Source organism: Alistipes timonensis JC136, assembly GCF_900107675.1.
GTDB classification, from domain to species: Bacteria; Bacteroidota; Bacteroidia; order Bacteroidales; family Rikenellaceae; genus Alistipes; species Alistipes timonensis.
In genome coordinates this window covers 126,204-151,303 of sequence record NZ_FNRI01000002.1, presented here as the reverse complement: position 1 = coordinate 151,303, position 25,100 = coordinate 126,204, and the positions used below count along the sequence as shown (strand labels likewise).

The following is a 25,100-nucleotide window of genomic DNA, read 5'->3' as shown; positions in this document are numbered from 1 at the left end:
GAGATACGAAAAAACCGGAAAAAGCCGCATCCCGTACGGCTTTTTCCGGTTTTTATCCGACGACGGCGGTCGCTACCACATGTAGAGCACCATGTCGCCCGGGTCGAGTGCCAGTGTGCGCTGGTCGTTCGAGGCCAACTGCACGGAACCGTCCTTGTGGATGCGGCGCACGTGCGGCTGTGTGCCGACGTTGAGGTAGCACTTCTCGTTGATGCTGGTGTTGACCGCCATCATGAAGTGGTAATCGTGGTTCTCGAAGAACGAAATGCACGCCGTGCTGGTTTCGCGGCCGACCGACAGTTCGGTGATCTCGGCGGGGAGTTTGTCCAGGGCGCGGGTGTCCAGCGGCAGCGGGGTGCCGATGTGGTAGACGCCCGTCACCTTGTTGTCCAGGAAGACCCACGCCAGCTTTTGGACCTCGTCGAGCACCGATTTCACGATGTCGTAGGTTTCGGTGCGGGTTCCGTCCTCGGCGATCGGGCCGTTGCGGTATTTCCAGATTTCGGGGTCGGCCACCGTCGGGGTCCAGTAGGTGAAGCACTGGAGCGCCTGCGTACCGTAGGCGAGGTTGCTGTATGCCTGCAGGCGCAGGTCGTTCACCGTCGGCTGCGGGTAGCTGGTGTGGGGAACGGTGAGCATGAAGCTCCAGAAATCCATGCCCGAGCGGAGCGCCCGGTCGCGGACGATTTCGAGGCACTGATACCACTCGCCGAGAATCTGCCGCGGGCTGTCCGCGACGTTGGGGTCTTTGATGATCGGGTATTTGTCGAACGAGAGGAACGTGATCTCGGGAACCTCGGTCATGTAACGGTCGATGTACTCGTCGTAGTCCTTCACGCCGAGGGCCGCATAGTGCTCGGGACCGCCCGTAGGGAAGATGTTCGCGTAGCAGATATGGTTCCTGTCCACGTGCTGGATGTCGGACATCATTTTGGACATGTTTGCGAACTGCGTCGGATGGGGTTCGTCCATGACGAAGTATCCGGCCAGCGCGGGATGGTCTTTCAGTCGGTTTACGGCGTCGAGACGCTTGCTCTCCGTGTAGAGTTCGTCGCATTCGACGATGAGTTTGATATTGGTCTTGGCGGCGAAGTCGAGGCATTTGAGGGCCGTTTCGACATTGCCCATGCGCGAGTAGTTGAGCGTAATGCCCATCTGCTCGGCCTCCTGGAAGCGCTCGACGCTGGCGTGCGAGGAACGTACGCCGTGCCAGGCCACCACGGGAATCTTCTCCGAAGAGGGGATTTGCGAGGGATAGCTGTTGGTTTTGCCGCCGTCGTCGTCCTTGCAGCCGGTGAAGGCTGCGAGCGATCCGGCGAGCAGGGCGGTCATGAGGAGCTGTTTCATGGTTGAATCGGGGTGTTGTGGTTAATATTTAAAGATGTAACGGTAACGGAAGCGGTCGCCCGGGGCCGAATCGCCGTCGCGCATGCATTCGCGGATGTCGCCGTCGGCGACGGCGTTGTCGATCCATTTGAAGTCGACCGTGAAGTCCCTCGCGTCGGTGATGCCGAGCTGCGAGAGCGGAACGGCGATCTCCATCCGGTTGCCCGAGACGGCATAGTCGACCGTCGCGGCCTCCTCCCAGTTCCAGCCGCCCTTCGAACGCTGGAGCGTGGTCCGGTTCTCGCTGACGACCCGGTTGTTGACGACCCATTGGAACCCTTCCCAGGCCGGCGCCGTGCTGCCTTTCACCGAGATAAAGAGCCGCATCCAGTTGCGGTCGGTGCGGGGTGTGATCGGGTCGGCGGTCTCCACGTAGAAGAAGAGCGATTTGCAGTCCGTAGCGACCTTGGCATAGCAGATGTCGTTGCGCCCGGTGTTGTTCGTGAGGCTGATGTTCTTGTAGCCGAAGCCCCAGTGATTGCGTGCCCGGGTGTCGCCCTTGTAATCCTTGTAGCGGGTCCCGAGGGCCGTCCAGTCGTCGAACTTGCCGTCGACGGCGATCTGGTGGATCTCCTTTACCGGCTCGACCGGCGTGACGCCCTTGTAGCGGCGGATGTAGTCGGTCATGTAGTAATAGTAGACGTCGGTGAAATCGTCGGCGCAGGGCTCGATGTCGCGGCTGAACTCGTGGTTGTAGCAGTCGATGAACGTGGCGCCCGTGTTTCCCTGCCGCTGGGCCACCCACTCGTTCCATCCCGTGAGGAAGATCAGGTCGGGGTCGCACTCGATGGCCCGCTCGAACTGCTGTTTGAAATAGGTTCCCGCGGCGCGCTGTTCGGCCGTGGGATTCGCGGGCTGGTGCCCGCCCTTGCCTTCGGGCGAATTGCCCGTGTAGCTGCGGCCGATGTTCCAGACCGGGTGGCTGGCCACCATGACGGGCATCTCCTCCTTCACGTTGCGCTGCGGCGAAAATTCGCCCCATGCCCAGCGGTTCTTACCGTCGCCGTACCAGTTGCCGCCGTAGTTGTACTGGGTGTCGAACCACGCGTAGCGGAACGTGAGGCGGCTGGCAACTCCGTTCCCGTAATCCCCGGGAGGTGCGAGGAGTAGCGGTTTGCCGTCGAGTTCGTACCACAGGCGGTCGTAGTCGCTGTTGCTGTAGAGCGTCAGCAATTCTTTGACCACCGGGGCGGGGTTCGTGTTGAGGATGAACGAGATTTTCGGCCGGGGATTGCCTTCGCGCTGCATCTGGACGTAGACGTCGCAGAGCGTTTTGACCACCGGAAGATAGGCGTAGCCGTTCGTTACGTCGATGAAGATCACGTCGACGCCTGCCTCCGCGAGCATCTGGGCATGGCGGCGGATTATCCAGGTGTCGTTGGAAACGTAATAGTCCAGATAGGGTTTGCCCCAGTGGTGCATGGCGCCCCCGGGACCGAAGGGGATGTCGGCCGGATTGCTGTGGCCTTTCTCCAGCTCGCTGATGTCGTAGGGCGACCGGGTGTCCGAGGCCTTCGGCGGGATGATGTCGCCGCCGAAGTAGTCGCCTGTGTCGTAGCCGTGGGCGCCGATCCAGATAAAGTAGAAAATGCCTACTTTTTTGTCACGCAGCGTCTTATGACGGTAGTCGAACGCAATCTCCTTGCCTGCGGGGTCGATCGCCACCAGGGATTCGTTTCCGTATGTAACCACCTCGCCCGGTGCCGGCCCCGGTTCCGGATCGGGACCGGGATCGGGGTCGGATTTCGAGCAGGCGAACAGGGCGAGCAGGAGGAACGGGATGGTTTTTTCTATCATTTTGTCTGCTGTTTTTCAGGTTATTGGGGGAACTGCACTTCGAACGTGATGAACAGTCCCCGGTGGTCGCTGGGCCATACGCCGCCCACGGGTTCGATCAGCTCTTCGGCCTTGTCGACGAACTGGTCCTCGACTACGGCGCTTTTGGAGATCATCGACGAGGGACCCATGATCTGGGCCTTTTTGGGGGCGAACTTGGCGTCGGGACGGTAGTAGACGAAGTCGATGCGGTCGCGTTCGTCGGCCTCCGCAGCCCATTGCGTCTCCTTTCGGGCGTCCTTGTTGTTCACGGGCCACGTCACGGCCGGATGGGTCACGGGATCGGGATAGACCTCCCGGTAGGCGTCCTTCATGCCGTCGGCATAGCAGGTCGTCGAGATGGGCCATGCCACCACGCAGCCGTTGTGCTCGTATTTGTCCTTCATCGCCTCGGTCCAGTCGAGGTGCGAGGGCTGGTTGAGGTCGCCGCCGAAGATGCAGAGGCGTCCCTGTGCCTGCTGGGCCCGGGTGTCGGCCGTGAGGTCCTTGGCGATCTGTGTGCGGCCCGATTTCTCCTCGCGGTCGAGAATGAAATCGATATCGGTGATCGGTCCGTTGGCGAGTTTGTCCCAGCCGTAGGGCGAAGAACCGTCGCCGTAGCCGCGCGGCAGATAGCAGGCGTAATACATGTGGTAGGCGTGTGAAGCGTAAATCGCCATCTGCTGTCCGTAGAAATCGACCACCGTGCGGTAGAACCACAGGTTGCCGTTCACGGCGTCGGTCGAGAGCACCGGGTGGCGCGTCAGCAGGCCGCGGGTGCCGCTGCCTCCCTTGCAGGTATAGGTGTAGCGGATGCCGGTGCGCTTGTACAGTTCGGCGGCTACGGCGGTCAGGATCGTGCGTGCGTTATCCTCCGAGGTGAACTCGCAGAACGACGCGGCGTCGGGTTTCAGTTCGGCGAGCTGTTTGATCAGCGCCTCCTGACCGTTGTTGACGTTGGCGATGCCCTCCCAGAGATTGAGCTGCAGGAACGTGAATTCGCGGACAGCGGCGGGCGAATAGACTTCGATGTCGCAGCTGGCGCTGACCGATCCGAGCGTCGCGGAGATGACGGTACGGCCTTCGGCGACGCCCGTTATGCGGCCGTTCTGGTCGACGGTCGCCTTGGAGGTGTCGTCGCTTTTCCACACCACGGGACCCTCTACGGCGGCATTCTCGGGAACGAGTTTCGCCGTGACATCGAGTGTCTTGCCTGTTGCGACCGACGCGATCGAAACCGAAAGTTCGATCTTTTCGAGCACGATGGGGGCGGCGGTCACCGTGACCTCGCACGAGGCGGTCACGTCGCCGCATTTGGCCCTGACGGTCGTTTTGCCGACGGCGACGCCCTCGATCGTTCCGTCGTCGCCGGCGCGGGCGATCTTCGAATCTTCGCTCGACCAGCGGAGCCCTTCGAGCGAAGCCGTCGCGGGCGTGGCCGCTGCGGTCAGCTGTGCGCTCTGGCCGACGGTCAGCGAGAGGGGAGAAGGCGTGAGGGTGATCGCCGTCAGTTTGCCGGGGTCTTCGGGGGTGTCGCCCGATTTGCTTTCCGAACACGATACGGTGACTGCCGATGCGCTCAGGCAGACCAGCATCGCGTAACGCAGAATGTTGCTTTTCATGGTTTATGGTGTTAGGTTATTATTGTTCGGTTATTCGATTTTGACGAGCCCCTGCCAGGCGCAGTGGTGCTCGGTGATTCCCTTTTCGTCCATCCAGCGGCGGGTCTCGGGGGTCTTCATCCATGCCGTGTCGTAGCCTTCGCCCACATCGTTGTTCCAGACCCACAGGGGCGTGGGCCAGAGGCAGGCGCGGAAGCGGACCGTGCGGTAGAACTCTTCGCGGACGCCCATCTGCCCGTGGTGGGCCATCTGGATATAGTCGCAGTCGAGCTCCTCCCGGGGGACGCTGCGCAGCAGCCGGTCGCCGCTCTCCTCGCCCGTGTCGCCGAGCATCAGCAGCGATTTGCGCTTGTCCCAGAGCCGCAGCACGATGCTGGCGTTGTTGTAGGCGTTGACCAGCGTTGCGGTGTCGTTGACCTGCAGGACTTTGAGATGCAGTCCGTCGAGGCGCATTTCCCGGCCCGGCTCCGTCAGGTTCTCGACGTGCAGGCCCGAGGCGGCGAGGGCTTCGAGGTAGGCGTCGGCCGGCTTCCTGCGGTTGAGGTCGGTGTCCAGTTGTGCGTCGCTCATCGGCGACTGCCAGACGGTCCCGATCTCGATGCCGCCGGGCGAACGCAGGATCTCGGTGAGGGCGCCCATGTGGTCGACGTGGGGATGCGTCACGAACCACCACTCCACGCGGTTGCCCAGCGCCGCGAGGAATCCCCGCAGGTAGGGGGCGTCGGCCGCCGTGCCGCCGTCGATCACCGCGACGCGCCCCGCATCGGTGCGGATCACGTAGGAGTTCATCTGCGACGGTCCCTGCGGAGGCAGCTGCCAGAGCGTGAAGCCCGGGCGTGCGGCCGACAGCGGAAGACAGCCGGCGGCGAGGAGCAGTGACAGAAACAGTTTGCGCAGCATGGCTTTACTTTTTACCGTATTTGATGAGCAGCGACGAGCGCGGCTGTCCGATGCTCATGGTGAAGCCGTCCATCAACTGCCGGCCCGTGGCCTCCACGCGGTCGTCGTTGTCGGCGTTTTCCAGCACGTAGGTCGCTTCGGGTTCCAGCCCGCGGAAATGCACGACTTTCTGTTCCTCTGTCGAGAGGTCGCGGCGGAAAGCCACCACATAGCCCGTCTGGTCCGAGGGACGCAGGAGTTGGTAGGCCAGCCAGATGTCGTCGCCCGTCATGTCGCCGTAACCTGTCAGCGGGTAGTAGTCCTCGTAGAAGTAGGGGCGCACGGCGGCGAATTCGGCCATGCGGCGCTGCATCTCGGGGATCGACGAATCGGCGTTCGATATTTTCCAGTTGTAGATGATCGTGGCGCTGAGGCTCGAACGGAAGGTGAAGGCGTCGGACTTGTGCGTGCCGGTTCCGTGTACGGGCAGCCACATGTTCAGCCCGTAGGTGTGGCACTGGTAGCCGATCGGTTCGCCGTAGTTGTAGTCGGTTCGCCAGAGCGGCGCCGACCGCGAAGTCGATTCGAGGTCGATGCGGCGGCCTCCCGAGGCGCAGTTGTCGATCACGAGGCCCGGGAACTCGGCCCGCAGGTAGTCCCAGAAGGCGTAGAGCCCTTCGATGTAGCGGATTTCGCAGATGCCCACGCGGTCGGGCTGGTCGTTGGCGTACCAGAAACCTTCGGGGTCGATGTTGAAATCCTGCCGGTAGTAGTCGATGCGGTTGTCGCGGATGAGCTTGGCGATCTGCTCGCAGAACCACGTGCGGGCCACGGGGTCGCCCAGGTTGAAGAGGAACGAATCGACGCTTCCGCGCTTCACCCAGCCCGGCTGGGCGGCTTTGCCGCTGGCGTCGAGCATGAACTCGGGGTGCTGCACGGCCCAGTCGGAATCCTTCATCACGCGCTCGGGTTCGAACCACACCATGAACTTGCAGCCGGCGCGGTGCACCTCGTCGGCCACGGGGCCGAGGCCCTGCGGGAAGCGCACGCTGTCCACCGACCAGTTGCCCACGGTGTTGGCCCAGTTGTAGCCGTTTTTCCAGTCGGCGGCTTTGCTGTACCATCCGGCGTCGAGCCAGAAGACCTGGGGCAGCAGGCCGAACTGCTTGTAGCGTTTCACGAGGGCCGTGGCGTAATCGGCCGTCATGCAGGTGTATTCGTTGCAGGGGGCGGGGTCGCCGTAGTTGAAGCTCGAACAGATCGGGAACACGGCGGGCTTGCCGTCGGCCGTGGGGTGGTGGTGGGCCAGCAGGAAGCGGCGCAGAAGGTTCTGCCCGTCCATACGGTCGTCGCCCTGCCACAGGAGCATGGCCGTCGAAGGAGTGCGGATCTCCTCGCCCGGAAGCAGGTAAGCGGCCAGGTTCTTCATGCCGGTCGCCACGCTGACGGCGTTCGCCGCCGGGCGCGCGATGTCGGCTTTCCAGTTCCCGGTCCATCCGATGGCGACGACCATGCCTCCCGTGGGCAGTTGGACGTTGAAAAAGGGAAAGGCGTGCGACGACGAGCGTCCGCCCTGCGGGTGCATCGAGTGCACGTCGCCCACGGCCAGCTCGCGCGTGCGGGCGTGAAAGTCGGCCTTCGAGACGTGGCTTCCGTCGGCGTAGTGGAGCAGAAAGGCTCCTTTGGCCGTCGATTCGGGGGTGATGTCCACGACCTTCACCTGCTCGATTTTCGGGGTGTTCCCCTCGGAGGTGTTGCGGAAGCGGAGCACCCACTCCATGGCGTTGAAATCCGCGAAAGTCTTCACGCGGCACTCGACGGCGAGCCCCGTCGCGGGGTCGGTATAGGTGTATACGCGCTCGGTGACGTTCCGCTCCGCTGCGGGGAGCGTCTCGGCGGTGTATTTCCAGTCGGCGATCGTCTTGCCCGAGGGCACGCCCCCGCAGACGAACGAGAAGGGCGGCACCTTGCCTTTGGCGAAAGCTCCGGCGACCCATTTTTCACATTCGGCGCCTTTGGCGGGGATGCGCAGGCGCGACTGGGCGGAGGCCTGTACGGCGGTCAGCAGGAGTGTTGCAAGCAGCAGTCTGAATAGGTATTTCATGGCTTATAAAGCGTCAGTTTTTGCGGTATTTTATCAGCAGCGAACTCTTCGGGTTGTCGAGACGGAGCGTCAGCCCCTCGGTCAGTTCCCGGCCGCTGCGTACGGTTTCGGCCTGCGTGTCGCAGTCCAGGAGGGTATAGGAGGCGTCGGGTGTGAGCCCGCCCAGGCGCACGGTGTATTCCGCGTCGGGAGCGTCCTGGCGGCGGAATGCGACCACGATGCCCGAGTCGTCCGACGGACGGTGCATCTGGTAGGCCAGCCACACGTCGGAACCCGTGAGGTCGCCCGTTCCCGAGAGCGGATAATAATCTTCGTAGTAGTATTCGCGGATGTCACGGTATTCCCGGATGCGCTGCTGCATGTCGAGGACCGAAACGCCCGGCTCGGTGACTTTCCAGTTGCACTGGAGCGCCGACGAGAGGCTCGAGCGGAACGAATACTGGTCCGGCAGCAGGATGCCCGTGCCGTGTATCGGCAGGAAGAAGTTCAACCCGTAGGTGTGGCACTGGTAGCCGTCGGGGTCGTCGTAGTGGTAGTAGTCGCTGCGCCAGAGGGGTGCGCTGCGGCCGATGGATTCCCAGTCGAGGCGCTTGCCGCCCGAGGCGCAGTTGTCGATCAGCAGGCCGGGGAAGCGGTCCAGCAGGTAATCCCAGAATTTGTAGAGGTTTTCGATGTGGCGGATCTCCTTAATGCCGCTGCGTCCGGGCTCGTCGGCGTCGCGCCAGTAGCCGGCCGGGAGCATGTTGAAATCCTGGCGGTAGTAGTCGATCCCGTTCTCTTCGATCAGGTCGCCGTAGTACTTGCAGAGCCAGTCGCACGCCGCGTCGTTGCCCAGGTCGAACAGGTACCACGTCGACTGTTCCGAGCCTTCGGGCCATTCGGTATCGAGCATCCACTCCTTGTGTTCCGTAGCCCACTGCGTACCCTTCACGACGCGCTCGGGTTCGAACCACACCATGAATTTGGCGCCGGTCTCGTGCACGGCGTCCGATACGGGTTTCAACCCCTCGGGGAAGCGTTCCCGGTCGACCGTCCAGTTGCCCGTGGTGTTGGCCCAGCTCTTGCCGTGCCGGAAATCCCCGGCCCCGGTGTGCCATCCGGCGTCGAGCCAGAAAACGTCGGGCGTCAGTTCGAACATCGAGTAGCGGCGGACCATGGCGACGGCCCAGTCGGCCGTCAGACACGAATATTCGCCGCAGGGCTGCGGGTCGCGGTAGTTGAAGGCGCTGCAAAGCGGGTAGAAGGGGCTGCCGTCGACCTTGCGCGAATGGTGCGCGAGAACGAGGCGGCGGAAACGGTTGTGTCCGTTCATGCGGTCGCCGCTCCAGAACATCAGGGCGACCGAGGGCGTGCGGATCTGCTCGCCCGGATAGAGGTATAGATCGGTATTCAGCATGCCCGCGGCCAGCGTCAGGCGGCTCGGGTCACGCTTCTCGAGGTCGGCGAACCACGTTCCGGTCCAGCCGACGGCGACCATCACGCCCTGCCGCGAAGCTTCGGATTCGAGGTTGAAGAAGGGGAAAGCCTCCTCCGACGAACGTCCTCCGTGGGGTTCGATGTGCAACGGCTGCTCCGTGCGGAACTCAGCAGTGCGGGGCGCATAGTCGGCCTTTGAAATCTTGTTGCCTTCGGCATAGTGGATTTTCAGCGCTCCGGCAGCGGGGTAGACCATGTCGAAATCCGCGACCTTCACGCGTGTAAGCTGCCCGGAATTCTCTGCCGACGTATTGCGGAAATGCAGCACCCATTCCACGGCCCGGAACTCGGGGTATCCTTTGACGTCGCAGACCACTTCGAGTCCGCTGCGGGGGTCGGTGTAGGTGAACGTGCGCAGAACGACATCCTTGTCCGTCGATGCGGGCGCCGTGCGGCTCCAGCGCCACGAGCGGAGGAACTCCTCCGACGGCTGCTCGTCGAGGATGAACGAGAACGGCGGCAGCTGGCCTTTGGCGAAGCGTTGGTCGATCCAGCGGGCGATGTCTGTCTTGTCGCCTTGCATGTGCAAACGCACCTGCGCTGACGCCGGGATTGCTCCCAGCGCCAGCAACAGGGCACTTGCCAAGGCGATGATGGTACGTCGGTAATTGATTACGGGTTTCATCGTCTGTTTTCAGGGTTTGTAATTCGGTTTTTTATCATTCGGCATCCTGTTCCGCGGGGCAGAGGTCGTCGATCGAGGCATGCGTGTGCTTGATCTTGACGCCGCCGCCGTCGTAGCCTTCCAGCGCATAGCTCCAATCGGTAACGGTAAAGCCGTCTTTGAGCGCCTGGATCACGGGGCTGTTGTTCACCCACTTGTCGTAACCGGGCTTTTCGCCGTTTTCGTTCTTGTTCGCGGGCGACAGGTTCCGGTACCAGTAGTGTTCGACGTCGATGTGGCGTTCGCGGCCTTCGGCATCGGCGGCCGTCGCCCAGGTGATCGTGAAGTCCTCCTTGTTTTTGAGGATGTACATGTAGGGGAACCACGAGTCGGGACGCTGGCTGTTATAGCCTTCGCCCAGGGCGTTGTTCAGCAGGCGCGCCCGTTCGATCTTGTTGCCGTCGAGCCAGAGCTGGCGCAGGCGGCCGCAGTTCGAGATGTCGATCTCTTTGAGCTTGTTGTTCTTCGCGCTGATCGAATATACGACCAGCATGCGGTCCTTGTCCGAGCTGTCGCCGTTGGCCGTGCCGAGGTTGATGCCTTCGAGCTGGTTGCCGTCGAGTTTCAGTTCGTTCAGGGCGATGCAGTTGCGCAGGTCGATGGTTCCGGTGAGCGACTGCGAGGACAGATACATCTGCGTCACTTTGCAGGCGTGTTCGTCGTCGGTATAGGTGCCGAAATTGATGCTTGCGATCTTGTTGAGCCCCGATCCTGCGTCGCCCCAGGCGTGCAGCAGCGTGGCGTTGGGGAACTGGGTCATGTCGAGCGACTCGAGCGACGAATTGGCGACGTAGACGCGGTTCACGCTCGTCAGAGGCCCGTAGAGGTCGGTCAGGGGTTTGATCGAGGTGACTCCCGTGGCATAGGTGAGGTCGAGCGTCGCGGCGGTGAAGCCGGCGAGGGCGGCATCCTTTTTCCATACCCGGAACTCTTTGGTCTCCTCGTTGTAATCGACGATCTTGCCCGGCATGTAGCCGCGGCGGGTAACACCCTCTTCGTTGGCACGCATGGAGGGATCGGCGGGCACCACTTCGTCCTCGCCGGTCAGATAATAGCCCAGGTGGTAGGGAATGGCTACGAACTGATCGTCGGGGTGCAGGAATGCCTCGGCCTGCTTCACGCCGCCGCGCAGGACGGTCAGCTTGTAGGAACGGTCGCGCGATGCGGCGGCAGGGAGTTCGAACGTCGCGTTCTGGGCGGTTACGTTGGCGACGTCGGCTTCGGCGCTGTATTCATCGCCGGCCACCGCCTCGATCTTCACTTTGTCGCCGGCTTTGAATCCTGCGGCGGTCATCGTGACGGTGTTGCCCTGAATTGCGCTCAGGTAGGGTATTGTGATGCCTTCGATAGCGGGACTCGAAACGGTCACCTTGCAGGTCACGGTCTTCTCGTCGATGGTCAGGGTGATGTCCGTCGTACCTTCGGCCAGGGCCGTTACGGTACCGTCGTCGGCGATGGTGGCGACCGTCTTGTCGCTCGAATCCCATGCGGCTTCCTGGTTGGTGGCGTTCTCGGGATTGATCGTGTAGGTCAGTTTCTCGGTCTTGCCGACGAACAGGGCCAGTTCGGTTTTCGAAAGTTCGATTTTCTCGACACGGATCGGGGCCGGGGTGACGGTGATGACCGCCTGGCCGTTCTTGCCGCCGCAGAGCGCCATAATTACAGCTTCGCCTTCGGTAACACCGGTTACGACGCCCGTCGCTTCATCGACCGTGGCGACATTCTCGTCGCGGGATTTCCATTTTACATTCTTGTCCGTAGCGTTCTCGGGCAGGATTTCGGCTTTCAGGGTGAGGGTGGTTCCTGCGACGACGCTGCCGGTCGCCGGGGTGACTTTGATTTCGGTGACGGGGATGTCCTCGTCCTTGGTGTCGTCGTCGTTACACGAGACGGCGACCATTGCGAATGCCGTCAGGACGGCAATGGCGGAAAAGAATTTTTTCATAATAGGTTGGAATTTAGGGTGTGAGTGTCTTGCGGGATCAGAAACCGAGCTCTTTTTCGAGGGCCTCGATCACGATGTGGATAACTTTGATGTGTATTTCCTGAATACGGTCCGAATGGGGCGTGCGGGGCGCCTGAAGCGTCACATCGGCCGTTTCGGCCAGCCGGGTGGGACCTTCGGCGGTCAGCGCCACGACCTTCATGCCCAGGCGGCGGGCCGCTTCGGCCGCGGCGACGATGTTCTGCGAGTTGCCGCTGGTCGAGATGGCCAGCAGCACGTCGCCGGGTTTGCCGAACGCCTCGACCCAGCGGACGAAGATATCCCCGAATGAGAAGTCGTTGCCCACGCAGGTCATGTAGGCCGGGTCGTTGATGGCCATGGCCGCCAGCGGGCGGCGGTTTTCGCGGAAGCGCCCGGTGAGCTCCTCGGCGAAATGGGTGGCGTCGCACAGCGAACCGCCGTTGCCGCAGCTCATGATCTTGCAGCCGTTGCGGAGCGCTTCGGCCATCGTGTCCACGATCGCCTCCATCGTCGGAAGGGTCCGGGGCGAGGCGAGGAAATCCGCCAGCGCGTCGTTCGCTTCGCGGAGACTGTGTTCGATAATCTGCCGTTTCATCTTCATGCGTGTTTTATGCGTTGGCGGCCACCGACAGCGCGGCGTAATCGCCGATCGCCTCGCCCAGCGCCGCGGGCACCACGCGGCAGACGCGCCGGGCGTGGGAGAGCGCTTCGCGGGCGATGACCTCCTCCATATAAGGTTTTATCAGGCTTTCGTTGCGGGCGTAGATGCTGCCGATGACGATCATCTCGGGGTTGATGAGGTCGATGACGATCGACAGCCCCCGGCCCAGGTAGCGCGCCGAAGTGCGGTAGATTTCCAGCGCCAGGGCGTCGCCTTCCGCGGCGGCCTGGGCCACCAGCCGGGCGTCGATCCTGTCGGGATCGCCCTCGGGGCACCATGCGACCTTTTCGCCCATTTGCAGGCGTTCCTTCACGGCGAACTGCGCCAGCTGGCGGATGCCGCCGCCGCTGCAAAAACCTTCGAACGAGCCGCATTTGCCGTAGCCCACGGGCCCGAAGTCGCTCAGGCGGATGTGTCCCAGCTCCCCGGCATTGTCGTTGGTTCCGGTGTAGATGCGTCCGTCGAGGATCAGCCCGGCGCCGAGTCCCGTGCCGAAGGTCAGGAAGATCATGTTCCGGGTGCCCGCTCCGGCGCCGAACTGCCATTCGGCCAGCGCGCAGGCATTGGCGTCGTTGTGGATGGCGGTGCGGATGCCGAACTCCTTTTCGAAGATTCCGACGATGGGGATGTTGTCCCAGCCGGGCAGGTTCGGGGGTGACATCACCACGCCCGTGCGGCTGTCCAGCGGGCCTCCGCAGCTGATGCCGATGGCCCGGGTGTTGCCGGCTTCGAGGCCGTGGCGCCCCATCACGTTGCGGATGCAGGTTTTGAGCTGCTCTATGGTTTGGGTGACGTCGGAGGTGCGGAAACACTCTTTGTCGAGGATCGTTACCCGGTTGCCCTCCTGCTGCCCGTATGTGACGGCGCATTTGGTGCCTCCGATGTCGACGCCGATGATGTTCTCTTTCATGTTCGTTGTAGCCATTTTGAGAGGTAAAGCTTGTTTATTTAGAGATCGTATATTTTCGTTTTGCGAAGCAGTTTGCGGTATTCGTCCAGTTTGAACGGCGCATTGCCGTAGAGGTAGTGGTTCGAAAAAGATCCCTCGGGTGTCGTGTATTCGATCAGCAGGATGCCCTGGCCCTTCATTTCGGGCAGGCGGGCGATCTCCGCCCGGGCATTTTTCCCGACGGTGTAGCTGCCGCGGAAAATCTCGCGCCCCGAGGCCACGTCGCTGACGCGGACCGTGCCGTTGGCGGCGCTGCGCGTGTCGTTGGTGGCGACGAGCGGGTGGCTGCCGTCCGCGGCGTCGTTAATCAGCACGCAGACGTTGCGCTGCACGTTGCGCAGGAAATGGTAGGCCATTTTGGGCGAGAAATAGTAGTCGACCACGGCGTCCGAGATCAGGGGCCATCCGTCGCGGATGTTCCACCACAGGATGCCGGTTTTCGGGGCGAACTTGTTGCCGCGGTAGATTTCGACGAAGAACTTCATCGCTTCGGCCTGCACCGACTGCGACGCGAAGATGAAATCGTCGAGTTTGGTCGGCACTTCGCCGAAGAGCAGGCGGACCTGGTTTATCATCAGATTGTTGCGCTCGGGCGTGTAGCCCCACTCCTTGAAGATGCGTACGGCCTTGGTGAGCCAGTCCTCGTTCCAGCGGAACTCTTTCCTGTCGGTCCACGGATAGACCGTTTCGGCCGGGAACATCTTTTCGAGGCTCGAACGGTTGGGCATGCCGTGGTAGCCGATCTCGCTGACGAAAAGGCAGTTGGCATTGGTATAGAACGGGTCTTTGTAGTAGCCGCGGGGGCCCCACAGGTGGTCTTCGGGCAGCAGGGCGGTGCTGTAACCCTGCTGGCAGACCTCTTCGCTCCAATAGGGCGACGAGGGGAGGTAGCTGCGCGAGGGGTCGAGTTCGTAAAGCACCATCGGGATCACCTGCCGCGACACTACGTCGCGGTTGGGGTCGATGCGGAACGGGGCCAGCGTCCCGATGGTCAGCGTTTGGTCGTTCTCGTTGTTGCCCGACCAGAGGGCGATCGAGGGGTGCGAGCGCAGTTTCATCACCACGGAGGTCACCTCGCGTTCGATGGCGCGGGCGAATTCGTAACGCTGCGAGTAGAACGTGCATCCCATGCCGAAGTCCTGCCAGACCATCACGCCGTTCTCGTCGCAGAGTTCGTAGAAACGGGTATCTTCGTAAACGTTGCCGCCCCAGCAGCGGATCATGTTGCAGTTCAGGTCGGTAACCAGGTCGAATGTGCGGTCGAGCCACTGTGTGTCGCGGCTGTGGAAGGCATCCATCGGGGTCCAATTGCTGCCGCGAGCGAAGACTTTCTCGCCGTTGACGATGAAGCAGAAGCGGCCCGGATTTTCGGGCGTGTGGGTCGGCGTGAAGTCGAGTTTCACGGTGCGGATGCCGATGCGGCGGCGGTCGATGTCGAGCGTGTTGCCGGCTTCGTCCATGAGCTTCACCTCGGCGTCGTAGAGCGCCGGTTCGCCGTAGCCGCGGGGCCACCAGAACTCCACGTCCCCGAGGCCGAGGATGTGGCGTGCGGCGTGCGACGTCACCTTGGCGCGGTACATGGCCACTTGTTTACCGTTGCGGCTCAGCGAAAATTCGGTCGTGATCTTGCCGTCCTGCATCGAGGTCGGCAGCGAGATCGCGTAGTCCAGAAAGACCGTGGCCTGCTTGTTGGCAACGTCGACGGAGGTCGTAAACCAATGCACGTCACGCAGATGAACGGGTTTCAGCACCTCCAGCTCCACGCCGCGCCACAATCCGGCGCTCACCAGCCGCGGCATGATGTCCCAGCCGTAGGTGTGGGGCGCGCGGCGCGAGTAGACCGACTCGACCTGTGCGAAATTGATGCTGATCGTCGGCGGAATGTACTGGCGTCCTTCGATCACCGACGAGCGGATGTAGACCTCCAGCGTGTTCTCTTCGCCGGCGGGTTTCAGCGCCTTGGTGACATCGAAACGGTGCTCGATGAGCATATTGTCGGCCGATCCGACCTGCCGGCCGTTGACCCAGACGTCGGCATAACAGTCGATGCCGTTGAAATTGAGTTGGATATGGTCGCCGTCGGCATGTTGGGGCGTGGTGAACGTGCGGCTGTAACGCCACTGGTAACCTTCCCACGGACGCAGGTCATAGACGTTGCTGCCGATTTCGGGCTGCTCGATCAGCCCCGCGGCCAGCAGGTCCAGCTCCACGTTTCCCGGGACGGTGGCCTCGATGGTTTTCATTTCGACCTGCCGGGCATCGGCAGGCGATACGATCGGAGTGTCTCCCTGGGGCCAGTAGTTGAGCCTCCATTTGCCGTCGAGCGAACTTTTCTCGCCGGCCGTCAGACTTCCTGCGGCGAAAAGCAGCGCGAGGGTGGCGGTCAGTTTGGTAAATGTCGTGTTCATATCGGATTTGTCCTTTTCTTGGTTAGTATTTTCTTTACTCGATTAAGGATTGCTGTCGTACGCTGGAGAACGGTTTTTCGCTTTCAGGACGGCCCCGGACCACGAAAAGATCCCGGAATGGACCTTTTCGTGGCCGTATAAATGCCGTTACAACAACCTAAACATCTACTTAACCGTTAAAATTCGAATGTAAAATTACCTCTTTTTTTTGAATATCAAAATTTATTGCTCTGTTTTTATAGAAAATCCGCGCATTTTTTTTCGAGGCTCTCTTGTTTATGCCTGAAGACCTATCTTGCGGTGGGTGTGACCCTTTGGTGCGGGAATGTTTGAAAAATATTTTATTAATTAACCGGTTAGTTTATTAATGCTGATAATATACATAGGTATGATTAAAAGTCGATTTTTTTCTGCTTTTTTCTTGCAAAATCGGTAGGCGTTTCAAATTTTTACTTATATTTGTGTTGAAGAAACGGGTTTTTGACTGTTGATTGCTTTATCATTTAAGTTGGAAACCTCAGCCGCGTAAGGTGTGAGTGATGATGTGCAGGAGTGGAACGGACGCGGTATGGTGCAGGCGGGAATAACGGTCTGTGGTTTTGTAAATGACTGTTATGTATTGTGTTATTCGACTGATGCACATAGGTTGAACCAGTTTCGGCGTAGTGTTTCGGATGATTCGGATGGAGATGAATCCCCATGGCAGACCGTAAATTTGCCGGTTCATCTTTTTTAAGCCCTGTTTACTTAATCGTTTAAGTAAATTCGGGGCTGCACAATGCTCCGGAGTTGGAATACGAGCGCTGGAGGCCCTATGCGGGCGTAAGATGTAAAAATACCCAAACGGAACGCTTCCGGGCGGTCCTGATAAACTGATACAAAAAACTACAAATTAACGCCTATGAATCATTTTAAACTACCGTGTCAGCAATTCTGTGCCGGAGTGGTCAGGTGGCTCGCGGTCGGCGCGTGGATGATCGCGCTGTGTGTGCCGGGCAGTCTGTTTGCCCAATCGCATGAGATTACCGGCAAGGTGCTCGACGAAAACGACATGCCGGTCGTGGGAGCCAACATCATCGTCGACGGCACCACTATCGGAACCAACTCCGGGTTGGACGGCTCATTCAAGCTCACCGTTTCCCCCCCCCTCCACAAGACGGTGTCCGTCATGTATTTGGGGTACAAAACTGCCAAACTCGAATTAGGTTCCCGCACTAATTTCACCGTAAAGCTCGAACCTGACCGCAAAGTGATCGACGAGGTGGTCGTGGTCGCTTACGGTACCCAGAAAAAGGTCTCCGTGACCGGTTCTGTCGCTTCGGTCGGCAATACCGATCTGAAGCGCGCTCCGGTTTCCAACTTTTCCACGGCGCTGTCCGGCCGTCTGCCGGGTCTGACCGTGACGCAGACATCGGGACAGCCCGGTGCCGAGAAGGTCAATATGAAATTGCGCGGCGTCAGCACCACCGGCGACTCTTCGCCGCTGATCCTGATCGACGGCGTGCCCCGTGACGACCTCAGTTCGCTCGATGCCAACGAGGTCGAGAACGTGACCATTCTCAAAGATGCCGCCGCTACGGGCGTGTTCGGTGTCCGCGGTGCCAACGGTGTGATTTACGTCACCACGCGCCGGGGCAACGTCGGCAAGGCCGCCGTAACCATCACGGCCGACTACGGCTTCCAGCAGATACTCTGGCGCGGCGCCATGAAGATGGATTCGTGGGACTATGCCGCTCTGCTGAACGAGCGTGCCGCCAATGAAGGTAAATCCCCCGTTTACAACGACTGGCAGATCGAGCAGTTCCGCAGCGGCGCCAATCCCACGTTCTTCCCCAACCGCGACCCTTATGACGAATATACGCAGATGGGGTCGCAGTGGAAGATCAACGCCAACGTCTCGGGCGGTACGGACCGTCTTCAGTATTTCATGAATGCCTCCTATATCGACCAAGGCAGCGTTTTCAAATTCCTGCCCGAGTCGACGCGCGGGTATGACCCGAGTTTTTGGCTCAAACGTGTAAGCGTGCGCGCGAACATCGACTACAAGATCACCGACGATCTGAAATTCAGCCTCAACGTCAGCTCCTATCTCAACAAAGTCAACCGGATCGTCTGGGGCGACGGCCTCGGCGGCGAGGGTGATATCAATTTCGACGATGCGGGTTCCACCTATATCCTGGGCGGTCTGAACCGTGTGCCGCCGACGGCTCCCGGCCCTGCGCTTCCCGCGGGCGCCACCGACAAGAACGGCAATCCGCTGCCCGAGGGCGGCTGGGTGCAGGACGGCTCGGGTTACCAGCTCTATCCGCGTATGAATCAGGGCGGTTATATCCGCCAGATGAAGACCACGGTCAATACCAGCGCCTCGCTCGACTGGGACATGAAGAGGCTGGTGAAGGGCCTGAAATTCCGCGCGATGTTCTCCTACGACCTCTATGCTTCGGGATTCACCAAAGGCATACAGGCCTACAACCGCTACGGATTCTACCAGGCCAAGAGCGCCGACGAAGAGTCCTACTGGACCTGGGACCATACCGACGTTGCGTTCGACGGCATCCACGCCGATACCGAGGGCCTGAGTTTCCCCGGCGGCGGACGCGGACAGAGCTCCTACTACAAATTCAACACGCAGCTTTCGCTCAATTACGACCAGTTGTTCAACGAGAAGCATGACGTGCATGTCATGGTGCTCGGCCAGTTGGACAACTCGGTCAGCAATTCGCCGGCGTCGCTCTACCTGCCCTATAACATGCTTTACATGTCGGCCCGTGCGACCTATACCTATGACAATCGCTATACGGCTGAGGTCAACGTAGGTATCAATGGTTCGGAACAGTTCTCCAAGGAGAACCGGTGGGGCATTTTCCCTGCGGTTTCCGTGGGTTGGACGGTCAGCGAGGAGAAGTTCTTCAAAGACAATATCGACCGCAAATGGATCGATTTCCTCAAAATCCGTGCGTCATACGGTATCGTGGGTAACGACCGTCTGGGTGAGAGCCGTTTCCTCTATCTGGACGACGTGCGTGTTACCTATAATCAGGGCTATGTGAACAACGGCACCGTCATTCCGTCGCTGGGGCGCGGCAATTACGTTGCTACCTCGCTGCTGGGCAACCTCAACCTGAAATGGGAAAAGGCGCGGCAGCAGAACTACGGCCTCGACATTAACTTCCTGAATGGTTTCTCGTTCAACTTCGACTATTTCAGGGAGATGCGCGACGATATTCTCGTCGCCCGTTCGACGGTGCCTCTGGTTCAGGGCCTTCCCTCCTCGGTACTGCCCCGCGTGAACATGGGCAAGGTCGAGAATCACGGTTATGAGATGGTGCTCGGGTGGCAGAAAGCCCTCGGCAAGGATTGGTTCATTACTATGTCGGGTAACTACAACTTCGCCCGCAACAAGGTCCTCGAAGCCGATGAGGTGCGTTTGCAGACGGGCCGCGGCGGTTATCTCTACCCGTATCGTCAGACCGGTTTCCCGATCGGGCAAACCTGGGTGCTGCAGGTCGATTACAAGGACGGCGCCGGCAACGGCTATATCAATACCGAAGAAGATTTGGCGAAATACAAATCCATGTACGAGCAGGGCGGTTTTGTCAATGCGTTCCTCGGTCAGTGGAAGTTCGTCGATCAGAATGGGGACGGACTGATCGACAACAAGGATCAGATTCCTTACGGATATCCTTCCGGAACTCCCGAGATCACCTATGGCGCGTCGATGTCGCTGTCGTGGAAGAACTTGGATTTCAGCATGCAATGGCAGGGTGTGGGACATAAGCAGGGCGTGTATGTCCTGGGTATGTTCGGCAACGGCCACCTGACCGGCGAGTGGGAGACCCATGCCTGGACCAAGGAGCGTTTCGAGCGCGGCGAGAAAATTACCTATCAGGCGCTTCGCTCCGGTTATACGCTGGCCGGCAACGGTGTGAACGACCGCAACGACTATGTGGTCAGCGATATGTCCTACGTCCGCCTGAAGAATCTGGAGATCGGCTATTCGCTTCCGCAGAAGTGGATAAAGAAAATGGGCATCGGCGGAATCCGCCTCGCCGTCTCGGGCCAGAACCTTTGGAGCACCAACAACATGAAGGCGCAGAGCATAGACCCCGAGCAGGACAACGAGAACCAGTATCCGCTGACGCGCAATATCAGTTTCTCCGTACAGCTCAAACTCTAAAACCTCAAAATTTCAGCAATTATGAAAATCATACGATATATCGGTGCTGTGCTGCTGGCGGCTTTTGCAGGTCAGGGCTGTTCGCTCCTCGACACTACGCCGGACGGCCGCGAAACGCTCGACCAGATTTTTGCCGACCACGACAAAACGGCAGCCTACCTGAATACCTGCTACATGAACCTTCCGACGAAGGGTACCTCCTATTATTGGGTCTGCAACGCCCCGACGGCGCTGTCGGACGAGGGGTATCTGGTTTCGGGAACGATCAACGACGCCATTCCCGCCAAGATGTACACGAGCGGCGGTACGGCCTCTTCGCATCCGCTGCGCGATTACAATGGCCCTACGGAGAATTATTACAGCATTTACATGCTGCAACTCCGCTATTGCACGACTTTCCTGCAGTATATCGACAAGGCGGGTGTCAATTCCGAAAGCGAGCGTGCCCGCTGGCGCGCCGAAGCGCATACGCTGCGCGCCTACTATATGCTGGAGATGCTCAAATGGTTCGGAGCTTTCGCATACGAGCCGAACGGCTATCCCGACGGTTACGACTATTCGACGCTGAAAAAGCGTTCCGTCTGGGAACTGGCCGAACTGATCGACGCCGAATGTACGGCTGCCATCAATACGAACGAGCTGCCGTGGCGAATCGACAACCCGTCCGATGTCAAACGTATGACCAAGGCGCTGGCCTGGTGTATCAAATCGAAGGCTTATCTGTTTGCCGCCAGCCCGGTACACAGCGAGGATTATTCCGCTGACCAAAAACAGTCGCATTGGAGAACGGCTTTCCAGGTAAACCAGCAGGCTGTGGAGGCGCTCGAGTCGAACGGATACGCTTTGAAGACTTCGGTTTCCAACTCCCGGATTTACACCGGCAAAGCCGCAGCTTACAAGGAGCTGTTCACTTCGATTTCACTGACCTCGGCCGATGACCGGGAGACGATCTACCAGGGCGTCAGCCGGCAGAATTACGTCGACCACAACTATATCGGCGCCCTGAACTGGCCCAACAATACGACCCGCGCCGGCGTCGTGCCGACACAGGAGATGGTCGATGCCTATGAGGTGCTCAGCGCCGACGGGACCGTGGCCGAGCCGCTGCTCGATCTTTCCGATCCCTATACCGCCGCCAAGGTTCCCAACTACAATCCGAAAGCGCTGGATTTGGGTTATAAGGAGGACGATCCCTATGCGGCTCCCCGCGATCCGCGTATGGAGGCCTGCATTATCCGCAACGGCGACCAGATTTTGTGGGGCGGAGAGCTCCGGACCGTGGAGACTTTCGTAGGCGGTGAAAACGGGATCAGCGATGATACCAGCGAAAACCGCTTCACGCGTACCGGATACTATTACCGGAAATACATCGCTCCGGATGTCGATGCGACCGACAACAAGGCCGATGCTGCGCCCTGGAAATTCTTCCGGCTGGCGGAGATCAAACTCAACCTGGCCGAAGCCGCCGCCGAGGCCGGGGAGCTGGGGGTTGCCAAGGCGCAGGTGGATGCCATCCGCAGCCGCGTGGGCATGCCGGCCCTGCCGGAGAACCTGTCGCAGGCGGAGATGATCCTGCGCGTAAGGCATGAGCGCATGGTGGAGCTCTGTTACGAAGAGTGCCGTTATTTCGACGTTCGCCGCTGGGCCGAGGCTTTCAACAGTTCGGAACTGTATCAGAAGTACTTCAAAATCCCCTGCGAGAAGCTTACCGCCATGCGGATCACGAGGACGAAGAACCCCGACGATACTTACTCTTACACTTACGAGCGCCGGGTGGATGATCTGAAAAACGCCAGCACGCAGGCGCGCGACGTTCTGCTCCCGATTCCCGAAAACGAGGCGAATAACCTCTATTCGCTGACGAATGTACGCTGGCAGAATTCCGGTTGGTAATTTTTTAACAGGAAACGATTATGAGAATGAAAATCAAATATACAGCTATATTGCTCGCCGTCCTCGTCGCCTTTCCGTGCGGCTTCCTGAAGGCGCAGGACGTTGCGGCTCCGGATGCCGGGTCTTTGAAGGTTGTCAAAGGCATCGTTACGGATGCTGCCGGCGAGCCGCTCTATCAGGCCGTAATTACCGATGCCGCCGGAAAAATGCTCGGCACGACGGACCTGCACGGGCGTTTCGAACTGAGGACGGATGTTACGAACCTCTGTTTCCGCACGGTGGGTTACAGCAATGTTTCGGTGGCCGCGTCGCCCGATATGAAGGTGACGATGCGCACGGACGAATCGCACAAGGATGACCTGCTGGATTACGGCTACGGCGTGATCCGCCGCCGCGGAACGCTCAGCGAGGCAATTTCGACCATTCAGGGCCGGCAGCTCGAGGACGTGCCCAACGCGAGCCTCAGCCAGATGCTCGAAGGTCAGATATTGGGATTGGGGACACTCGAAGACTCTTCGGACCCGGGTAATGCGAGCGTTTATAAATATGTCCGGGGCATCTCCTCGAACCAGGGGACGCAGCCGCTATTCGTCGTGGACGGTATCGTCATGCAGGACTACAACTATGAATTCCTGACGGCCGCCGAGATCGAGAATATCGTGGTGCTGAAAGACGCTGCCGCCACGGCCATTTACGGACTGAAGGGCGCCAACGGCGTGGTTGTCATCAACACCAAGTCGGGGCTTCCCGGAGCGTTCGACGTGAGGGTCACGGCCGATTTCTCCCTGCAGCAGATCGCCCGCAAGCCCGAGACGACCTCCTCTTACGAATATGCGACGCTGCGCAACCAGGCGTGGGCGAACGACGGATCGGTGGGGACGGCTCCTTTCTCTGACGATCAGATGTCCCGCATCCGCTCGGGCAATGATCCGCTCTATCCCAACAACAATTATTACAACGAATTCGTTCGGAACTTCGGCACGATGGAGCGGATCGGTGTCAGCCTCAGCGGAGGCAGTCAGCGCACGCGCGTCTGGTCGAATATCAATTTCATGAACCAGACCTCGCTCCTGAAGCAGGAGACCGACGAATACGTGGCGGCGCCCCGCCGTTTCTGGGTGAATTTCCGGGCGAAGATCGACGTGGACATCTCCAAACACGTCCGCGCTTTTGCCGGCGTGGCCGGTAACGTGCGCAACGACCGCCTGGCGGGGAGCGATTATACCAACAGCGGAATCTACGAAACGATTTTCCAGCTGCCTCCGACGATGATCGGCCCCACGACCGAGGACGGACGCGTGACGACGATGGAGTCTGTTTCCCTGCCTACCTACGGAATCCTGAACCGCTCGGGTTACACCAAGTATACGGGTATGTACGCTTCGACGTATGCCGGCGTTACGGTCGATCTGGATTTCGTGACACGCGGCCTGAGCGTGACGGGCAAGCTGGCTTTCCAGTCGAGCAACGACCGTCACAACTACATGACGCAGGATTTCAGCCGCTATTATTATGATTATACGCAGGGTGATTTCGTGCAGCTGGGCTCCAACCTGGACACCAACCTGGCGGGCGGTGCGAACGGGGTGTTCCAATACGCCATCAGCTATATCGCCTCGTTGGACTACAAACGCTCTTTCGGCAGGCACAATGCGGAGGCTCATCTCTACTCGTACTATACCAACGAGCAGTTGGACGATGTGAATGCGGATTTTCCTGCCGTGGGTCTTCCGCACGACGACCACAATACGGGTCTGAACCTGTCGTACAATTACGACGACCGCTATGTGGTCGGCGCGACGTTCGGCCTGACGGCTTCCGACGTATTTGCCCGCAGCAACCGCTATACTTTTGTCCCGGCCTTTTCGGCTGCGTGGGTCGCTTCGAACGAGGCGTTTCTGCGCGATGCGAAGTGGCTGAGTCTGCTGAAGGTCCGTGCTTCTTACGGAGAGGTCGCCCTCGATGACTTCGAGGTAGGCTACTACCGCTATATGTACATGGATTACATCAAAAAGAACGGCGATGTCCGTCTGCTGGGGAATCCCGACCTCAAACCGGAGATCCATAAGACGCAGAACTACGGCCTCGACCTGGGGCTCTGGAACAAGCTGAACCTGACGTTCGACTATTTCAGCCGCCGTACCGACAACATGCTGATCGAGGAGGGCAGCCGGATTCCCGCCTATCAGGGGATCTATGTGGGCAACTACCGGAAAATCAACGAGGGCAGGATGAAGAACAGCGGTGTCGAGCTGGGCATCTCCTATGCGACGGACCTCGGCCGGGGATGGGGCATCCACGCCGGGGTGAATTACTCGCATGCGAGGAACGAGGTCATCTACACCGGGGAGATGCCTTATCCCGGCGACGGCGACGGATATAAGGGCTATGCCTATTCCCATCGGGTGGAAGGCTATCCGCTGGGGCAGCAGTTCGGCTATCTGGTCGACCGCAGCAACGGCAGCGGCTATATCTCGACCGACGAGGAGCTGGCGAAATATACGAAGATGTATTCCGGGATCGGAATACCGCGCAAGGGCGACCTTATTTACAAGGACGTGAACGGCGACGGCCTCGTCAACGAGAAGGACCTGTCGCCCATCGGCAAGGGCAGCCTCCCGACCGATTTCACGACCATCCGCGCGGGCTTCAGCTGGAAAGGGCTGGAACTGGATCTGATGTTCCAGGGAGTGACCGGTTATTACGGGCTGGTCGGCTACCAGACGGAGCGCGATGCCAACGGTGTTTTCAACGACCTGCACAAGGCGGCGTGGACGCCCGAACGCTATGCTTCCGGTGCGGAGATCAAATACCCGGCCCTGAGCTATAACGGAGCTTCGACCAGCGCCGAGGACAGCGATTTCAACATCGCCGACCGGTCGTTCTGGCGGCTGAAGAACGCTTCGCTCTCCTACACGCTTCCGGCGCGCCTGATGCGCAATGCGGGCATCAAACGGCTGAAGATCGTGCTCAGCGGACAGAACCTATTCACTTCGTCTGCCCTCGATTCGAAGGTGATCGATCCCGAGACGGGCAGCATGACCAAGCTGCCGCCGATGCGCGTGATCAACCTGGGCGTGAAACTCGATTTTTAATCCGA

General features: G+C 59.9%; 13 protein-coding genes. 3 read left to right on the top strand and 10 right to left on the bottom strand.

Annotated features, from left to right (window positions below; genetic code table 11):
- Positions 1-72 precede the first annotated feature (72 nt).
- From BLU78_RS03050 to BLU78_RS03005, 10 genes are read right to left on the bottom strand one after another with little or no spacing between them, the layout of a single operon-like run.
- Positions 73-1,347, bottom strand: coding sequence for a hypothetical protein (locus BLU78_RS03050; RefSeq protein ID WP_010264083.1), 1,275 nt, complete (start codon positions 1,345-1,347; stop codon positions 73-75).
- A gap of 21 nt (positions 1,348-1,368) precedes the next feature.
- Positions 1,369-3,183, bottom strand: coding sequence for a glycoside hydrolase family 71/99 protein (locus tag BLU78_RS03045; RefSeq protein WP_010264086.1), 1,815 nt, complete (start codon positions 3,181-3,183; stop codon positions 1,369-1,371).
- A 20-nt stretch (positions 3,184-3,203) separates the two neighbouring features.
- Positions 3,204-4,823 (bottom strand): Ig-like domain-containing protein, encoded by a 1,620-nt coding sequence (locus tag BLU78_RS03040; protein WP_010264090.1) that lies wholly within the window; start codon positions 4,821-4,823, stop codon positions 3,204-3,206.
- Positions 4,824-4,853: 30 nt separating this feature from the next.
- On the bottom strand, positions 4,854-5,723 hold the full coding sequence (locus BLU78_RS03035) for a ComEC/Rec2 family competence protein (protein WP_010264093.1): 870 nt from the start codon (positions 5,721-5,723) through the stop codon (positions 4,854-4,856).
- Between the two features lie 4 nt (positions 5,724-5,727).
- On the bottom strand, positions 5,728-7,806 hold the full coding sequence (locus tag BLU78_RS03030) for an alpha-galactosidase (RefSeq protein ID WP_010264097.1): 2,079 nt from the start codon (positions 7,804-7,806) through the stop codon (positions 5,728-5,730).
- A gap of 13 nt (positions 7,807-7,819) precedes the next feature.
- Positions 7,820-9,907: a glycoside hydrolase family 36 protein gene (locus BLU78_RS03025; RefSeq protein ID WP_010264100.1), complete on the bottom strand. Its 2,088-nt coding sequence runs from the start codon at positions 9,905-9,907 to the stop codon at positions 7,820-7,822.
- Between the two features lie 34 nt (positions 9,908-9,941).
- Positions 9,942-11,891 carry an Ig-like domain-containing protein gene (locus tag BLU78_RS03020; protein ID WP_010264103.1) on the bottom strand — a complete coding sequence of 650 codons (1,950 nt, stop codon included), beginning with the start codon at positions 11,889-11,891 and terminating at the stop codon, positions 9,942-9,944.
- 37 nt (positions 11,892-11,928) lie between these two features.
- A complete protein-coding gene (locus BLU78_RS03015) occupies positions 11,929-12,507 on the bottom strand; it encodes a D-sedoheptulose-7-phosphate isomerase (RefSeq protein WP_026020769.1) in 579 nt (192 codons plus the stop codon).
- A gap of 13 nt (positions 12,508-12,520) precedes the next feature.
- On the bottom strand, positions 12,521-13,483 hold the full coding sequence (locus BLU78_RS03010) for an ROK family protein (RefSeq protein ID WP_010264109.1): 963 nt from the start codon (positions 13,481-13,483) through the stop codon (positions 12,521-12,523).
- A 38-nt stretch (positions 13,484-13,521) separates the two neighbouring features.
- A complete protein-coding gene (locus tag BLU78_RS03005) occupies positions 13,522-15,930 on the bottom strand; it encodes a glycoside hydrolase family 2 protein (RefSeq protein WP_010264112.1) in 2,409 nt (802 codons plus the stop codon).
- Positions 15,931-16,831: 901 nt separating this feature from the next.
- On the opposite strand from BLU78_RS03005, the gene BLU78_RS03000 reads away from it, so the two are divergent.
- Genes BLU78_RS03000 through BLU78_RS02990 form a run of 3 tightly spaced genes read left to right on the top strand, consistent with a single transcriptional unit; the run spans position 16,832 to position 25,095 of the window.
- Positions 16,832-20,107: a SusC/RagA family TonB-linked outer membrane protein gene (locus tag BLU78_RS03000; protein ID WP_231290883.1), complete on the top strand. Its 3,276-nt coding sequence runs from the start codon at positions 16,832-16,834 to the stop codon at positions 20,105-20,107.
- Positions 20,108-20,128: 21 nt separating this feature from the next.
- Positions 20,129-22,000, top strand: a complete 1,872-nt coding sequence (locus BLU78_RS02995; protein ID WP_010264117.1) for a RagB/SusD family nutrient uptake outer membrane protein — start codon at positions 20,129-20,131, stop codon at positions 21,998-22,000.
- Positions 22,001-22,026: 26 nt separating this feature from the next.
- Positions 22,027-25,095, top strand: a complete 3,069-nt coding sequence (locus tag BLU78_RS02990) for a SusC/RagA family TonB-linked outer membrane protein (protein WP_010264121.1) — start codon at positions 22,027-22,029, stop codon at positions 25,093-25,095.
- Positions 25,096-25,100: the final 5 nt, after the last annotated feature.

Excerpts from the sequence above, each read along its gene's own strand:
- BLU78_RS03025 (WP_010264100.1), bottom strand. The coding sequence starts at position 9,907 with ATGAAACCCGTAATCAATTACCGACGTACCATCATCGCCTTGGCAAGT.
- BLU78_RS03040 (WP_010264090.1), bottom strand. The coding sequence starts at position 4,823 with ATGAAAAGCAACATTCTGCGTTACGCGATGCTGGTCTGCCTGAGCGCA.
- BLU78_RS03010 (WP_010264109.1), bottom strand. The coding sequence starts at position 13,483 with ATGAAAGAGAACATCATCGGCGTCGACATCGGAGGCACCAAATGCGCC.
- BLU78_RS03045 (WP_010264086.1), bottom strand. The coding sequence starts at position 3,183 with ATGATAGAAAAAACCATCCCGTTCCTCCTGCTCGCCCTGTTCGCCTGC.
- BLU78_RS02995 (WP_010264117.1), top strand. The coding sequence starts at position 20,129 with ATGAAAATCATACGATATATCGGTGCTGTGCTGCTGGCGGCTTTTGCA.
- BLU78_RS03030 (WP_010264097.1), bottom strand. The coding sequence starts at position 7,806 with ATGAAATACCTATTCAGACTGCTGCTTGCAACACTCCTGCTGACCGCC.
- BLU78_RS02990 (WP_010264121.1), top strand. The coding sequence starts at position 22,027 with ATGAAAATCAAATATACAGCTATATTGCTCGCCGTCCTCGTCGCCTTT.
- BLU78_RS03020 (WP_010264103.1), bottom strand. The coding sequence starts at position 11,891 with ATGAAAAAATTCTTTTCCGCCATTGCCGTCCTGACGGCATTCGCAATG.
- BLU78_RS03000 (WP_231290883.1), top strand. The coding sequence starts at position 16,832 with ATGAATCATTTTAAACTACCGTGTCAGCAATTCTGTGCCGGAGTGGTC.
- BLU78_RS03050 (WP_010264083.1), bottom strand. The coding sequence starts at position 1,347 with ATGAAACAGCTCCTCATGACCGCCCTGCTCGCCGGATCGCTCGCAGCC.
- BLU78_RS03005 (WP_010264112.1), bottom strand. The coding sequence starts at position 15,930 with ATGAACACGACATTTACCAAACTGACCGCCACCCTCGCGCTGCTTTTC.
- BLU78_RS03015 (WP_026020769.1), bottom strand. The coding sequence starts at position 12,507 with ATGAAACGGCAGATTATCGAACACAGTCTCCGCGAAGCGAACGACGCG.
- BLU78_RS03035 (WP_010264093.1), bottom strand. The coding sequence starts at position 5,723 with ATGCTGCGCAAACTGTTTCTGTCACTGCTCCTCGCCGCCGGCTGTCTT.